The organism is Rhodoferax potami, from assembly GCF_032193765.1.
GTDB classification, from domain to species: Bacteria; Pseudomonadota; Gammaproteobacteria; order Burkholderiales; family Burkholderiaceae_C; genus Allorhodoferax; species Allorhodoferax potami.
In genome coordinates this window covers 2,518,138-2,532,422 of record NZ_JAVBIJ010000001.1, presented here as the reverse complement: position 1 = coordinate 2,532,422, position 14,285 = coordinate 2,518,138, and the positions used below count along the sequence as shown (strand labels likewise).

The following is a 14,285-nucleotide window of genomic DNA, read 5'->3' as shown; positions in this document are numbered from 1 at the left end:
CACCGGCCCATGGAAGAAATGACTGGATCGATCGAGCTTCGCGTGCTGGCGGGCCTGCAGGCGGGTGCACGCCTGACCCTTGCCGAGGGGCGGCATGTGCTGGGCAGCAGCGAGGCGTGCGACATCGTTCTGGTCGGCCCGCGTATCGATCCGCAGGCCATGGAGATCGTGGTGGAAGGGATGCAGTTGCGTCTGGAGCCCGGCCAGCCGGGTTGTGGCATCGCCCCCGGTGACAGTTTGAGCGAGCCTTTCATGCTGGCACCGGGCGTTCCATTCCATGTAGGCGATATCTGGTTGGTCGTTGACCATCAAAACCGTGCATGGCCGGAAAATCACTCATGGTTGGTCCCGTCACAGGGTTTCATGATTCCGGATGTTTCTGTGACCGGTGGTACGGAGGAGGGGCAGAGAGAGCTGGCGCCCAATCTTTCCTCAGAGGTGAGCGCCCCCTCGAAAAGGAGGCTGTGGCTGATCGGGACGGGGACGTCCATCGTCTTGTTTGTTCTCGCAGGGCTGGCGTCGCTGGTCTGGATCAAATTTGGTCGTGAATACCTTTCCAACATGCGAACGCTGTCTATGGGGTCTTTCTTTCATCCTCAGCTCGACCCCGCTTCGAAGTCTGTCAACCTCGATGCGAGTCCGTCTTTCGCACCGCCGGTTGCTGCAGTGGAACCTCTGCCGAAGCCGCCCTCGCAGGAGCTACTATTGCTGCCGCCTGCGGCTGCAGCGTCGATTGAATCTGTTCCCGATCGACCGACTCTGGGGTTTCCCTTGAGAAACACCCACCACGCCTTGGCTCATGAGACCGATGTCCCAGAACGGCCAGACCGCAGCGCCACATCGGCGGAAGGTTTGACCCGATTGCCCTTCGTGGTCCGGCAAGTGGCGTGTGGAAACCTGTCCAGCATCACCACCGAAAACGGCATCAAGTTCTTCGAAGGTGCGAGTCAAATGGGCTACAAACTCGAAAGAGTCTCTGCGGATCGGTTGCGACTGCGGGGGCGCCATGACGTCGAATTGCCATGCTGAGGGGCTCCGATGCCGAACGGGTCCATGCGAATTCGCTTTTGCGAAAGCCTCTGGCATTCGCTGCGTCGCTGAATGACGCACTGGAGACGGCCTCAATCGTCACTGTGCGCGGCCGCGTGAAGGAAGTGCTGGGTACGGTCATTCGTGCGACGGCCTCCAGCGCCCGCATCGGTGAGATGTGCGTGCTGCACACGCCGGGCGAGGTCTTTCGCCTGGAAGCGGAAGTCATCGGTTTCAGTGATGGTGATGCATTGCTTGCGCCTGTGGGCGACATGCGCGGCGTGTCGTCCAGCACAATTGTCATACCGGCTGGTCAAGCCCATAAGGTGAGCGTGGGAATGGGTTTGCTGGGCCGGGTTGTCGATGGCTTCGGTCGCCCTCTAGACGGGGGAAGCCTGCCACAAGCAGAGGCCTTCTACCCCGTCTATGCTGATGCTCCACACCCCTTGCAGCGGCGCATGATTGACCGCCCGATGCACATGGGTGTGCGGGTGCTGGACGGCATGCTTGCTTGTGGAGAGGGGCAGCGCCTTGGCATATTCGCGGCCGCAGGCTGTGGCAAGAGCACGCTGATGGGCATGTTGGCGAAAAATGCTGAGGTGGATGTCACCGTGATTGCTTTGATCGGTGAGCGTGGGCGTGAGGTGCGTGAGTTTGTTGAGCGCGAACTCGGAGCTGAGGGGATGAAGCGCGCGGTCGTGGTGTGCAGCACCTCCGAAAAAGCCCCGATGGAACGCTTGAAAGCGGGTTTCGTGGCCACCGCGATCGCCGAATACTTCCGCGACCGAGGCATGCGCGTGCTGATGCTCATGGATTCGCTGACACGACTTGCAAGGGCGCAGCGCGAGATCGGCCTGATGGCCGGTGAGCCACCCACACGCCGAGGCTTTCCCCCATCGGTGTTTGCGATGTTGCCCCGTCTGCTGGAGCGCACAGGCATGAACGAGCGTGGTTCCATCACCGCCATCTATACCGTGCTGGTGGAAGGCGACGACATGAACGAGCCGGTGGCGGATGAGAGCCGATCCATCCTGGACGGTCACATCGTGCTGTCGCGCAAGCTGGCGGCTGCGGGGCAATATCCAGCGGTGGATGTACTGGCCAGCGTGAGCCGTGTGATGAATTCGGTGATCAGCGCACACCACCGCCGCGGGGCGGAGGCCGTGCGTGCACTGATGGCCAAGCATGACGAGGTCGAACTGCTGGTGCGCCTGGGCGAGTACAAGCGGGGCTCCGACGCGCTGGCCGACCATGCCATTGATCGCATGGCCGACATTCGGGCGTTCCTGTGCCAGCGTCCTTCCGAGTACACCAGCGCCGCCGAAATGCTCAGGCAGCTAGGAGCGGCCGCAGCATGAAGAAACTCTTTGAAATCGACAAACTGCATCGGCGTCGGCTGAGCACACGGGAGGCCGCGTTGAAGGACGCGCGCGCCGCGCAGACGCAATGCGAAACGGTGCTGGTGGAGCAACAACGTGCGGAGGTGCAAGCGCGTGAGCACGGGTTGCAGGTCAAACGCGACGTCGATGCGGTGTTGTTCGCGAGTGCGGTGAAACGCCCCGAAATTGGGCGCGCACAGCACCAACTGATTGCGGCCAAGGAAGCTGTGGTTGCGGCCAGGGAGGCTGTGGTTGCTGCCGAGATCGATGTGGCTGCGGCTACCCTGCGCACGCAAGAGGCTGTGCGGGCATGGCGTATGCAAGCCGCCCAGGTGGAGAAGTTCGACATCATCGTGCAACTCAAGCGCGAAGAGCGAAACGTTGAGTTGCTCTACCGCGAAGAGCTTGAGCTGGAAGACATTCCAAGGAGAAGAACATGAAAGTTGAGGCGCAACGCACCGAGGCCCGCACCCAGCGAGCGCGCGAACTGCATCAGCGCGACGTCGCCGACGATGACAAGTCCCGCAGTTTCAAGAAGCAGCTGCAGCGCCGCCATGATGAAGAGATGCTGGCGCAGACCGCAATCGGCGGGGTCTTCGAGTTGATGGACCTGCTGCGCCAGAGGGAGCCGGAACCTGCGCTGCAGGCGGCCGCCCCGATGATCTGTCAGGACAATGCTTTGCCCACGGACGCCTTGGCCCGCACCCTGCCCAGTGAGCCCGTGGTGGATGCGGACGCCGTTCAGGCACGGATGCAGGACAGCGTGCGTCTGGACACGCTGGCCCGTGCAGCAGTGGATGCTGGGCTGAAGGCCAGCATGACCCAAGGCAGCAGCGAATACCAGGTGGAGCTGGGTTCCACATTTTTTGTGCGCACGCGCTTGCGGGTGCGCACGGGCGACAACCATCGGCTCGAGGTACGTTGCGAGAGCGACAGCGCTTCCGAGCGTGAATGGTTCGGCCGTAACCACGAGGCGCTCGTTGGACGCATATCTGGACTCACCGGGCGTGACGTGCAGCTGGACATTCAGGAGCCTTTGGTTTGACGACGCTGGATGCGCCGAACGACCTGGTGCCTGCTCCGCAGGATCGAGGCGGAAGGGCGTCTGTTGAGCATCGGTTGAACGTGCGCCGATTGAACGCGCGCGCGGTGGCCCTGGCCAATGCGCTTGGCCGGCAACCCCCATGGGGGCTAGACTGGTTCGGCGTGTCCGCACAGGTGCGCGTCGCCGGGGTGCAATGGGTCGACAAACCCGCGTCATGCCATTACGACCTGCTTGCCAGCATGCACTGGCGCGGGGTGGCAGGTTATCTCGGTCTGACCTACCTGGGGGCAGAAGCCGCGCTGGGCGGTCACCACGGTGTGGTGCTATGGGAGGCCCTGCCGCCCGCGGTGGCGTTGGCCTTGTTGCAGGACGCTACAGACCGATTGAGCAAGGCGCCTGCGAATACACACCTCGGCCCTGTCCGGTTTCAGGCGATGCAAGACGCTCGGGCGCTCGCTGGGCCCCTGTTCGCGGTGAGGTTGAGCGTCACGCCCGAAGACGGTGGCGAGGTGAACTGCCTCGATTGGCTGGTGAACGCCGACGGAGTCGACCCTGGAAACTTCTCTCCGCTGAGAGTTGCACCGGCGCGCAATGAGATGACGTGGAGCCAACTGGCGAAGTGGGGGGGCCTGCCAGTGCCGGTGGCATTTGAACTCGGTTGGGTGAATCTTCCACTCAATGAGTTGCGGGACCTCAGGAATGAGGACGTGTTGCTACCCGATTGCTGGTGGGCGCAGAAGGGGAAAAGCCGCGTCAGTCTGCGTGTGGGGTCACATGGGGGCTCTCGCTTGGGCTACGAAGGCGTACTCGACGAAGAGAACCAACACATTACGGTGAAAGGACTGCAAAAAATGGAACAGAATCTACCGGAAGAGACATTCAGTGTGGGCGGACCCCACGATGACCATGATCTGGACGTCAATCCACCAACAGGTGGCGCCCCCGGTGCCGGGTCGTGGAATGTAGGTGCATTGGGTGACTTGCCGGTGCGCCTCACTTTCGATCTGGGCGAGCACAGCCTCACGCTGCAGGAACTCACCGCCATCGGCGCCGGCTATGTGTTCGACCTGGGGCTTTCGCCACGGGGCAGCGTGAACCTGCGGGTGAACGGGCTGCGGGTGGGCGAAGGGGAAATCGTCGAGATCGACGGACGCATCGGGGTTGCCGTGACGCGAATTGTTCCGCCCCGCGTATGAACGGATCTGATCCGCTATCGCTCGTCGTCCTAGTGGCGATGTTGTCTGTCGTGCCGCTGCTGATGGTGGTAGGCACAGCGTTCCTGAAGATCTCCACGGTCATGCTGCTGGTGCGCAATGCACTGGGCGTGCAGCAGGTTCCACCCAACGTGGCGCTGTATGGGCTGTCACTGATTCTCACCCTCTACGTAATGGCGCCTGTCGTGCAGGACTCTGTCGAACGGCTGCGCAGCGAGAAAGCGCCGCTGGCCAACATCGGGGCCATGATCAGGGCGGCAGACGTCGGTTCGGAGCCGATGCGCCAGTTTCTGGTCAAATTCAGCAAGCCCGACCAGCGGGCCTTCTTCCTGCAGGCCACGCAGAGGATGTGGCCGCCCGGGCAGGCCGAGCGCGCGCGCGATACCGATTTCCTGATCCTGCTGCCAGCCTTCGTCGTGGGGGAGCTCACTTCGGCGTTCGAGATAGGCTTTCTGCTGTACCTGCCGTTCGTGGTGATCGACCTGATCGTCTCCAACGTGCTGTTGGCGCTGGGCATGATGATGGTGTCGCCTTCTACAATCTCGCTGCCGCTCAAGCTCTTCCTGTTTGTCATGGTGGACGGCTGGACGCGTCTGCTGCACGGGCTGGTGCTGTCGTATGCCTAGGCTCGCCTTCATCGCCGCAATGGCCGCGGAGGCCACATGATCCAGGCTGCTGACTTGGTTGCCCTCGCCGTCAAGGGGCTCTACTTGAGTCTGGTGTTGTCGATGCCGATGGTGGCCGCCGCCGCCATCGTCGGCACCCTGATGGCAGTGATTCAGGCCCTGACACAGATCCAGGAGCAGACGTTGGGCTATGCGGTGAAGCTGATTGCCACTGCCGTGGCGCTGGCGCTCACGCTGAACTGGATCGGCAGTGAACTCCTGCAGTACACGCGCCAGTTGTTCGACCTTATCCCGGTCATAGGAAGGTAGGGCTGTATGCCGGGCATGCAAGAGATACAAGGGGCCGTTCTCGGGCTGATGCTGGGCATGGCCCGCCTCGTGGCGCTGCTGTCCCTGTTGCCCTACTACTCCAAACAGGCCAGCTCCGCGCTGGTGCGCGTGGCAATTGCCATGGCGTTCACCTTTCCGGCGCTGCCCATGCTCATGGAGCAGTACAGCCAGAGCATTTCTGTCGACACCCTCTTTCTCGGCCTGTTCTTCAAGGAAGCCTTCATCGGCTTCTGCATAGGCTGGGCCATTGCACTGCCGTTCTGGGCGGCGGAGGCAATCGGCTTCATCATCTCGAACCAATACGGCGCCACCGTAGGCAACTCGACCGATGCGATCACGGGCAACGAGACGTCGCCACTGGGCGTTATCCTGCTGCAGCTGTATCTGGTGCTGTTCCTGTTGCACGGCGGGGCCAACGCGGTGCTGGAGACGTATTACGCGAGCTACACTGTGTGGCCGCTCTCGGCGACTTGGCCCACGCTGGGCGATGGCTTTCCGGAGCACTGGCTGAAGCTGTTCGACGCAATGATGCGCCTGTCAGTGACGCTGGCCGCGCCCGCGATGATCGCCATGTTGCTGGCCGAAATTGGCCTGGCCATTGTCAGCATGTTTGCGCCGCAGTTGCCGGTGTTCTTTCTTGCGATGCCCGTGAAAGCCTGTATTGCGTTGTTCGTGCTGACGCTGTACCTCGCCACGCTCATGGGGTACCTCGGCGACCATGCGCGCGCAATGGCGGTGATTCTTCCCGATCTCGGCAGGCTGGCGCGGTGAGTGAAAAAACCGAACAGCCCACCCAAAAGCGCCTGACCGATGCGCGCGAGAAGGGCGACGTGGCCCATTCCAAAGATGCGGCCAAGGCCTTGATGATCTGGGCCTGTGCAGGCTACCTGTTGTTTTCCGCGAAAGAGCTGATCGATTCGATTCTCTTCATGCTCGAGTGGTCAGGTGCGCAAGCGAATGGCCCGTTTCGCGAAGTGCTTCCCGCCTTCCTGCGGCTGGCTGCCAGCCAGCTCATCGCCGTGTTGTTGCCATGGATGCTGGTAGTCATCGTGGTCGGCATCTTCGGTGAGTTCATGACGGCGGGCCCCATCTTTGCGCCGGAGAAGATGAAGTTCAGCTTCCAGAAGATGGATGTGATCGCCAACGTAAAGAATATCTTCACCGCGCGCAATGCCATCGAAGGGTTGAAATCCATCGTCAAGGTGCTGTTCCTTACCGGGGTTGTATGGAAGCTGGTGCATGACAACCTCGGCACGCTTATGCTGCTGGCTGGTGCCGGCATTCACCCCGTGATGGCGGGTTTTGGCCTGCTGATGAAGTCGCTGCTGATGTCAACGGCCATTGTCTTTACCGTCATCGCGGGTTTCGATATGATCATTCAGCGCATGTTGTTCACCCGCCAGCAAATGATGACCAAGGACGAAGTCAAGCGCGAGCACAAGGAGTCCGAAGGCGCGCCTGAGATAAAGAGCGAGCGGCGCTCGTTTCACCAGGAGATCGTGAACGGCCCCGGGGGAAAGCGCAAGCCTTCGGTGGTGGTGACCAACCCCACGCACTTGGCCGTGGCGCTGTTGTACGTGGAGGACGAAACCCCACTGCCGCAGGTGCTGGCCAAGGGTGCGGACCTGAATGCCCAGGCCATTGTTGCCGAGGCCCGCCGCGAAGGCGTGCCCATCATCCAGCACATTCCGCTGGCCCGAGCGCTGACGGCCCAGGTGGATGTGGACGACTTCGTGCCAGCGCACCTGTTTGAATTGGTGATCGACGTGCTGAAGGCTGTGAAGGACGTTGCGCCAGCCGAACGGCCTCAGCCATGACGCGTAAAGTGCGGTTCTGTCGCAGTAAGCGTAAACAACAATCTTGCCCATGCTTGTTTCGCCAAGGCCTGATCAGCAGCACCTTGCGCAAGGTGCTCAAGCGGTTGCATGACCCTTTTGGGGTGATGCTGACCTGTGTGCGCTGGTATGCGGCCTACCCGCTGAGCCTTCGCCATATCGAGGAGATGACGCAGGAGCGCGGTGTTTTCATGGATCACGTCGCGATTCACCGCTGGGCGATCAAGGTGCTGCCGGTACTGGCCGCCGTGTTCCGCCGATGTAAGCGCCCCGTGGGTGGAAGCTGGCCCACGGACGAAACCAACATCAAGCTTTCAGGCCAGGCTCATTCAGCAATGCCTTCGTTGTCTCGTGGGTCGACCGGGGTATCTCTGTTCGGGTAATCACTCATGTTTACCAATGAACTTGTGGACGAGCCATCCCACTCACTAGAGAGATTCAAATTTCCTAGTTTGTTAAAAAGGCCAATTCATGCCGATAGCCAATACGTCTAATAATACTAGATGTGCATACGAAAATTTAAAGCTGCAGGCAGGGAACCCCCATTTACCTGCGCCGAAGGGTGATATGGTTGAAATCGAAGATGTCCCTTCAGATGTCCCTGAAAATGACTTGAGTAACGATCCTGGCTTTCGGGAGCAGTTTTTTCTGAACAGCATGAGTATCAATGCGAAGCTCTCTCGCCAGTTGAGAGAAAACAAAGAAGAGCCCTCTGTAATCCGTTTAGACGAAAGAAGAACCACTCTGAGCAACGGCTCGGAATTGATACCCAAGAATAAAGCCACAGTACCTTCCCAGCCAGATCCCGTTATCAAGGCTAAAGTGGCGCAGATCTTGATGCGCTGCTTCGGAGCGCCTGTGGCAGACCCAACGAACTGTGGGATTCCCGAGGATAAATTTTACCTGGGATGGAGTGCGACCACGTTGTTAGGGGCTTCAACTTCAGTCCAAACACCATGGATTTCGTTCGGCTCTTCGCAATTTCGTATTCTCGATGGCTATCTTTGCCACAAGGGCTACGAGAATGCCTCGCTTGAAAACCAAAGAGAACTGCATGACTGCCTCAATTACTTGAATGCTATGTGGGCAATCCAGACGCTTGCGGAGCTCAAGCGAGCTTCTAGCGAAGAGGACCAGCCGTTGATCATTGAAGCTGAAACGCAAGTTCAGGATTTGGCGTCCAAAAAGTATTCAACGTTCGCAAAGTATGTTGCCGATGAAATCAAGCTTGCGGCCAAGTTGGGGTATTCGCGCGATGTAATTATGTCAGGTATCAGTACGCTCCATGTAGGCAACACAATCGCGGCTACATTCCTGAAAGACGTTCCGCAAACACAGCTGAGTGGCTCCGCCAAAGAATTCCTCGGTGTTGTTCCATTTTTGGGGCCGTCGTTGGGCATCCTCTCTGGCTTTTCGAGCTCTATTCAAGGGATTTTGGAGGCAAATAGTGCGTCCGATTTAGAGGAAGCCTTGTTGGAGGCCCAGCGTTTAGAACAAGAGGTGTTCGCCTCCTCCGATTACGGGGACGCCAATATTCAAAAGTTGTTATTGAATTTGATCTGGCATCGCCAGCAAAGGCGAGACTTGGAGCTCTTGAAAGCCAAACTGCTCAAATACAATGGGACCTTCAGGACAACGAACGGGGTCATCGGCATAGGTGCAAGTGCGACAGCAATTGGCCTTTTCGCGGCAGGTGGCGCGGCTGTGTTTAGCGCCGCAACCTTGGGCATTTCAGCCATAGTCGGAGGGGTGGCTGGGGGGCTATTTCTGCTGTGGGCCAATATTAGTTCCACCATCGCGCAGCATGTACAGAAGAGTTACGACAAGGTGTGGAGATCCATCAACGCCAAAAACCAGGGGGGGCCGCAAAATATCAGCAAACTTCCCACGGATAGCAGCCGTCAATCGATCCAGGAGATCAGTAATGCCTTCGCTCAAAAAATCGCCGACCAAGAAACGAGGTCAAAAACTATTGAGCTGTTGGTGGCCCTGGGCATTCCTAGATTGATTGCCGAGACGGCAGGCGCTGATGGTGGCAAGCGACTGGCCGATCACCTGATACCTCCCCGCGGCATCCCGATGTCTAATGAGGATGCGTTGCGCAAAGTTTATTTAGGGCCCGGCACCGCGCAGGGGAAGCTGCTCGCTGTGCAGGAGTGGTTGGCCGACCCGGTTCTGCAAAAGACTGATCTTGAACAGATCGCCAAAAGAACCAATGAGAACACGCTGGCCTGGAGCAAGTACCTAGCACCGGGCGAAAACATGGGAGATATTTGCAAATCCAGGCTGACGCTGAAGCGCATAGAGGCGCACTGGGGTGATGACACGTTCAGGAAGTTCATGAAGGCGTCATTAAATACGGAATCAGTAGTTAATGCGGGCGATGCATGGAGACTATTGCAATCACAACGCGAGGAAACGAAGACGCAGGAGAAGGCAAGTGCGACCGTTGCCGCCTGGATCAATGGAATGAAGGTCGACAGCATCCTGAATTGTCTGGAGTCACCCAAGACGGATGCATTGACGCTTGAGTACAAAAAGGTACTCGAGTCCTTTGGCATTGGTACAGATTACAAGGACATCGACGGCATCAAGAAAGCTTTACGGGCCCACGTGAGCACTACTGACTTAAACGTCAATACGATCGGGAATTTCATGGCGGTTTACAAGGAAACTTCGGAGAACGACAAAGTACCGCTTCGCAGGAAGATGAAAGATTTCTGGTTGACGACCGTCGATAATATGCATAAAGACGAGCAAAAAGAATTCATGCAGATGCTCGGCGTCAATGACGGTGTTTCCGGTCCGTCAGAAGCCGAACAAATGGATGCGATGCTGGGAAAGATTCATAAGTTTCTGCTCGTCTCCGAGAAGCTTCAGGGCCAGACACTGACAAAAGTGATTGCTTCGCTGCATGAGTACCCGACCGATGGCAGCATCCCAAAAGACATTGCCCGGATCGCGGCGATCCGCGAACTTCGAGCCAGATGCAGCACTGCCGATCAGACCGATGTTGGGCATACCCTGGCGCTGGCCAAGGAGCTCTCGAGCGGGCAACTGCACGAACGCACTTTTGGAGCCGGCGAAGGGGGGGCGTGCTTGGCTTTGGTGGCTACCGCCTGAACGAGAAAGGCAAGATCGTCCGAGAGTTGGTGGAGCGGTGTCTGGGCCAAGGCTAACCCATCAACTCGTTTTCCGCCGACATGGCCGAGCAATTGCGCGCGACAGCGAAACAGAACTTTAGCGACAAGTATGTTAAAGCACTCACCCATTGGACGAAAAAGTTGATTGGCGAAGTAGTCAAGGTAGATGAGACCGATTTGTCGAAACTTGCGGATACGCTTGACTTGTATCGAACGCCGGGGAAACTGGAAGAGGCACTCGAAAGCAGTGACAGTGACGTGCGCGACCCAGCGATAACATGTCTTCAAAATAGGCTGACCATCGCAAGCGAACAATTGAAAAAAACCGCCGCTGTTTGGGAAAACCCCATAACAAGGATGGGGTTCGACTCTGCAAGCTTCGTCACGCAGTTAACGGAATTTTTCTCGCTGGAAAAACTCGCGGCAGAGCACGAATTAACTTATCAAAAGCTGGTCTTGCCGCTTGAAATCACGGATCGGCTTGACTTTTATCGCGCTGCACTTGAATGGCCTAACGAAACGGCACGCGCCAAAAACATCACGGCCATTAAACGGGAGCTCGATAACCTGAAGACGGGTGGATTGGCCGCCAACCCCTTCTGGTCAGCAAAGTTTCTGAACTCTAACCCGACCTGGGTGGAGAATGAGTCTGGCAGAATGAGGACGCGTTATGACTGGTTGAAGTTAGGAGATCCTTACAAGAGTTTAGTGAAGAAGGTCAATGCGCTGGATTCTATGCGTCTATCAAGCCTGCACCGTGCCGTCAAGAAGGGTGATTCGGCTGGGAGTAATTGGATTAACAACCAGTTTGCGCTCTACGGCCTGGCAAAGCCTGAGGTGACGGAGCTGAAAACGGCAGCGAAGAGAGGAAAATTCGCTCTTCTGAAAGCCCTTGTGGAAATGCGGCAGAAAGCCTTGGAGGATAAGGTGAAGAAAGAGTTCATGACGAGTCGGGCGAAAGAGTTATCGCCAATAACTGGCTAGATTCACGGTTGCAGAACGGCAATCGTCCATCGAGTCATGAATGCGCTGAACGATACCGGCCGAGACCCTGGGCACCGCTTGATTGAGCAGCGCCGCCAGGTTGTCGGCCAGCGCCCGGGTAATCCCCCCGATAAACCAAAGGCCCCAGAAGTAGAATTTTCTAAGAAGGAAGTTCTACGTGAAGAAGTCGAGATTTACCGACAGCCAGATCATGGCTGCCTTGAAGCGTGTTGAAGCGGGCCTGCCAGTCCCGGAGATATGTCGTGAGCTAGGCATCAGCACCGCCACCTTTTATAAGTAGCGCGCCTAATTTGGCGGCATGGACACCTCCATGATGACCCGTATGAAGGGGCTCGAAGACGAGAACCGCCGCCTCAGGAAGATGTACCTCGAAGAGAAGCTCAAGTCGGAGATTGTTGCCGAGGCCCTCGCAAAAAAGTGGTGAGGCCGTCTCGCCGGCGCGAGATGGCCCAACGCGCAGTTCAGACACACAGCATCCCCATACGGCTGGCCTGTGCAGCGTTTATGTTGAGCGAGTCCTGCTACCGCTATGAGCCCAAGCAAGACGCCGAGAACGCCCTCATAGCGGACTGGCTGATTCGCCTGACGGACAACCACCGCAACTGGGGATTTGGACTGTGTTACCTGTACCTGCGCAACGTGAAGAGTTTCGGGTGGAACCATAAACGCGTGTACCGCATCTATCGTGAGCTGGAGTTGAACCTACGTATCAAGCCTAGGAAGCGCTTGGTGCGTGAGAAACCCGAGCCTTTGGCTGTGCCAGAGGCCATCAATCAGGTCTGGTCGATGGACTTCATGCACGACAAGCTGGAGGACGGCCGTAACCTGCGCTTGTTCAATGTCATCGACGACTTCAACCGTGAGGCGCTGGGCATTGAGGTGGACTTCTCGCTGCCGTCGGAGCGGGTGATCCGAGCATTGAAGCAGATCATTTCCTGGCGTGGCAAGCCGCAAGTGATTCGATGTGACAACGGGCCCGAGAACATCAGTGGCACCATCCAGAACTGGGCCGAGGAATGGGGCATCCGGTTTGAATATATCCAGCCGGGCAAGCCACAGCAGAATGCCTATGTCGAACGGTTTAACAGGACTGTTCGATACGAATGGCTATCCCAGTATTACTGGTCCAGTATTGAAGAAATTCAGGACTTCGCCACGCAATGGATGTGGTCCTACAATCACGACCGCCCGAATATGGCCCTGGGCGGTTTCACCCCAATGCAGCACTTGGCCATGGCTGCATAACCGTTCTACTTTTAGGTCCGGTGGAAATTGGGGGGATTGCCGGCTACTATTAAAACGTAAATATCTAAGAGCGCTAATATGAAAAAATTGAATTCGGCAAAGGCAAAACCTTCAACAAATCATATTGATGCAGCGATTGATAAAAATGCTCCAGACTTGGTCCAACTTGGAAATCGGCGGATACGAAATAAAAAGAGTGAACGCAACTTACAGAATGAAGATGCTCATCGAGAAAATCTTGAGCCTTTGGAGTTTGGTAGAAACGCTGAACTCGACCCCCCAGAATATTCTGCCGCAGACCAGCGAGCCGTTTTGGATGGTAGCGCAAACCTAGAGGCTGAAGCTGTAACTTCCAACAGTCTTGAGTCATATAGCCGCTTGGGTACTCCAGCAAAATCGGATCCCATCTTATCAATTGATGATCGAGGTAATACAGAAAGCTTTGGTCAAATGATGGAGACATCTCCATCAAGCGCTGGCTCATCTTCAATTGCTGCTATTCCAAATATTGCTTCAGAAATAGATTCTCTAGAAATTGCTAGCTCTGTTGTTTCTAATGCCTCCTCAGGCCTAGGTATTTTATCCGGTGGCTTAGGTATTCTTTCAGCGACCGCTGTTGTGGTGAATGCCACAAAGAATACGCCATCCACAGCTGAGTCGGCATCAGGAGTGGTGACTCTCAATGGTTCTATCGTTGCTGGACCTGTCGTAGCTGGAAATCAACTCACAGTTGTGGTGTCGAGAGCCGATAATAATGGCGAATTGGGTCGAGTTAAAGTGAATGATGATGGCACTTATTCTGTTAGCTTTGATGCTAAATATACAGGTGTGGTCATTGCTCGGGTTGTTGACGGCGATGATGCCGGAGCGGATTATTTGGATGAAGCAAGTCGATTGCAAATTGATTTGCCGGTGAATTTGCGTGCAGCAGCGGTTATCAATGGAGCTGGGCAGTACACGTTGGTTATTTCCCCGATTACAGAAATCGCCGTCCGCCAGTTGGATATTGAAGGTAAAGTGGCAGGGGGCTCGGGGTTGGATATAACTTCAGTCAACTCTATAAACTCAAGGGTCTCAACAGTTTTTGGTCTTACTGATATCACTAGGGTAAAGCCGGTAGCTGTTAATGATATTAATTTTTCCTCAGCAGAGGCTGAGTCAAAAAAATACGGATATGCACTTGCCGCTCTTTCGGGAGCAGATCAAAACTTGGTCGGCATGGAGGCTACATTAGCGGCAGTTGCAAATGGTATTTCCTCTAGTGTCGTTCCGACGGTTAGCAACAATGTGCAGCGGATCTTGTTTCAAGGAGCAGATACAGTCGGGACGAAGTTAGGGGTTGATATTTACAACGTAGTTTGTTATCAGTTTAATTTCAGTGAAGCTTCTCGCAATTCTGCCCCCGGCTGGGCTAGTGACGTTAAAGCTCTTGGG

At 56.7% G+C, this 14,285-nt stretch carries 13 protein-coding genes and 2 pseudogenes; 13 read left to right on the top strand and 2 right to left on the bottom strand.

The features are described from left to right. Positions 1-9: 9 nt before the first annotated feature. The 13 genes and pseudogenes from RAE21_RS12110 to RAE21_RS12050 all read left to right on the top strand — a co-directional run bounded on the left by RAE21_RS12110 (position 10) and on the right by RAE21_RS12050 (position 12,851). Positions 10-1,029 carry an FHA domain-containing protein gene (locus RAE21_RS12110; protein WP_313881580.1) on the top strand — a complete coding sequence of 340 codons (1,020 nt, stop codon included), beginning with the start codon at positions 10-12 and terminating at the stop codon, positions 1,027-1,029. Continuing rightward, positions 1,023-2,387, top strand: coding sequence for a type III secretion system ATPase SctN (gene sctN / locus RAE21_RS12105; protein ID WP_313881579.1), 1,365 nt, complete (start codon positions 1,023-1,025; stop codon positions 2,385-2,387). Before RAE21_RS12110 ends, sctN begins: the two co-directional genes overlap by 7 nt. Continuing rightward, positions 2,384-2,848, top strand: a complete 465-nt coding sequence (locus tag RAE21_RS12100; RefSeq protein ID WP_313881578.1) for a hypothetical protein — start codon at positions 2,384-2,386, stop codon at positions 2,846-2,848. Before sctN ends, RAE21_RS12100 begins: the two co-directional genes overlap by 4 nt. Then, positions 2,845-3,453, top strand: a complete 609-nt coding sequence (locus RAE21_RS12095; protein ID WP_313881577.1) for a hypothetical protein — start codon at positions 2,845-2,847, stop codon at positions 3,451-3,453. The genes RAE21_RS12100 and RAE21_RS12095 overlap by 4 nt, the downstream gene beginning before the upstream one ends. Positions 3,454-3,533: 80 nt before the next feature. Continuing rightward, positions 3,534-4,649: a type III secretion system cytoplasmic ring protein SctQ gene (gene sctQ, locus RAE21_RS12090; RefSeq protein WP_313881576.1), complete on the top strand. Its 1,116-nt coding sequence runs from the start codon at positions 3,534-3,536 to the stop codon at positions 4,647-4,649. After that, entirely contained in the window at positions 4,646-5,293 is a 648-nt protein-coding gene (gene sctR, locus RAE21_RS12085; protein ID WP_313881575.1) for a type III secretion system export apparatus subunit SctR, read from the top strand. Before sctQ ends, sctR begins: the two co-directional genes overlap by 4 nt. Before the next feature lie 36 nt (positions 5,294-5,329). Next, positions 5,330-5,602 (top strand): type III secretion system export apparatus subunit SctS, encoded by a 273-nt coding sequence (sctS, locus tag RAE21_RS12080; RefSeq protein ID WP_313876406.1) that lies wholly within the window; start codon positions 5,330-5,332, stop codon positions 5,600-5,602. A 6-nt stretch (positions 5,603-5,608) separates the two neighbouring features. Beyond that, on the top strand, positions 5,609-6,394 hold the full coding sequence (gene sctT / locus RAE21_RS12075; protein ID WP_313881574.1) for a type III secretion system export apparatus subunit SctT: 786 nt from the start codon (positions 5,609-5,611) through the stop codon (positions 6,392-6,394). Continuing rightward, positions 6,391-7,440 (top strand): type III secretion system export apparatus subunit SctU, encoded by a 1,050-nt coding sequence (sctU, locus tag RAE21_RS12070; RefSeq protein WP_313881573.1) that lies wholly within the window; start codon positions 6,391-6,393, stop codon positions 7,438-7,440. The genes sctT and sctU overlap by 4 nt, the downstream gene beginning before the upstream one ends. Next, positions 7,437-7,781: pseudogene (locus RAE21_RS12065) on the top strand (hypothetical protein); the annotation flags it as partial. The gene sctU and the pseudogene RAE21_RS12065, both read left to right, overlap by 4 nt. 244 nt (positions 7,782-8,025) lie before the next feature. Then, positions 8,026-10,581 (top strand): hypothetical protein, encoded by a 2,556-nt coding sequence (locus RAE21_RS12060; RefSeq protein WP_313881572.1) that lies wholly within the window; start codon positions 8,026-8,028, stop codon positions 10,579-10,581. Positions 10,582-10,661: 80 nt separating this feature from the next. After that, positions 10,662-11,585 carry a hypothetical protein gene (locus RAE21_RS12055; protein ID WP_313881571.1) on the top strand — a complete coding sequence of 308 codons (924 nt, stop codon included), beginning with the start codon at positions 10,662-10,664 and terminating at the stop codon, positions 11,583-11,585. Positions 11,586-11,763: 178 nt separating this feature from the next. Further along, positions 11,764-12,851, top strand: a pseudogene (locus RAE21_RS12050) (IS3 family transposase). 73 nt (positions 12,852-12,924) lie between these two features. Here the strand turns inward: RAE21_RS12050 and RAE21_RS12045 are convergent. Both RAE21_RS12045 and RAE21_RS12040 read right to left on the bottom strand, forming a co-directional pair. Then, complete coding sequence (locus RAE21_RS12045) at positions 12,925-13,335, bottom strand: hypothetical protein (RefSeq protein ID WP_313881570.1); 411 nt, start codon at positions 13,333-13,335, stop codon at positions 12,925-12,927. After that, entirely contained in the window at positions 13,298-13,534 is a 237-nt protein-coding gene (locus tag RAE21_RS12040) for a hypothetical protein (RefSeq protein WP_313881569.1), read from the bottom strand. Before RAE21_RS12040 ends, RAE21_RS12045 begins: the two co-directional genes overlap by 38 nt. Positions 13,535-14,285 lie beyond the last annotated feature (751 nt).

What these genes read in the sequence shown, in the direction of transcription:
- RAE21_RS12110 (WP_313881580.1), top strand. Translation starts at nt 10, where the DNA reads ATGGAAGAAATGACTGGATCGATCGAGCTTCGCGTGCTGGCGGGCCTG.
- sctN (WP_313881579.1), top strand. Translation starts at nt 1,023, where the DNA reads ATGCTGAGGGGCTCCGATGCCGAACGGGTCCATGCGAATTCGCTTTTG.
- RAE21_RS12100 (WP_313881578.1), top strand. Translation starts at nt 2,384, where the DNA reads ATGAAGAAACTCTTTGAAATCGACAAACTGCATCGGCGTCGGCTGAGC.
- RAE21_RS12095 (WP_313881577.1), top strand. Translation starts at nt 2,845, where the DNA reads ATGAAAGTTGAGGCGCAACGCACCGAGGCCCGCACCCAGCGAGCGCGC.
- sctR (WP_313881575.1), top strand. Translation starts at nt 4,646, where the DNA reads ATGAACGGATCTGATCCGCTATCGCTCGTCGTCCTAGTGGCGATGTTG.
- sctS (WP_313876406.1), top strand. Translation starts at nt 5,330, where the DNA reads ATGATCCAGGCTGCTGACTTGGTTGCCCTCGCCGTCAAGGGGCTCTAC.
- sctT (WP_313881574.1), top strand. Translation starts at nt 5,609, where the DNA reads ATGCCGGGCATGCAAGAGATACAAGGGGCCGTTCTCGGGCTGATGCTG.
- RAE21_RS12060 (WP_313881572.1), top strand. Translation starts at nt 8,026, where the DNA reads ATGGTTGAAATCGAAGATGTCCCTTCAGATGTCCCTGAAAATGACTTG.
- RAE21_RS12055 (WP_313881571.1), top strand. Translation starts at nt 10,662, where the DNA reads ATGGCCGAGCAATTGCGCGCGACAGCGAAACAGAACTTTAGCGACAAG.
- RAE21_RS12045 (WP_313881570.1), bottom strand. Translation starts at nt 13,335, where the DNA reads ATGAGCCAGCGCTTGATGGAGATGTCTCCATCATTTGACCAAAGCTTT.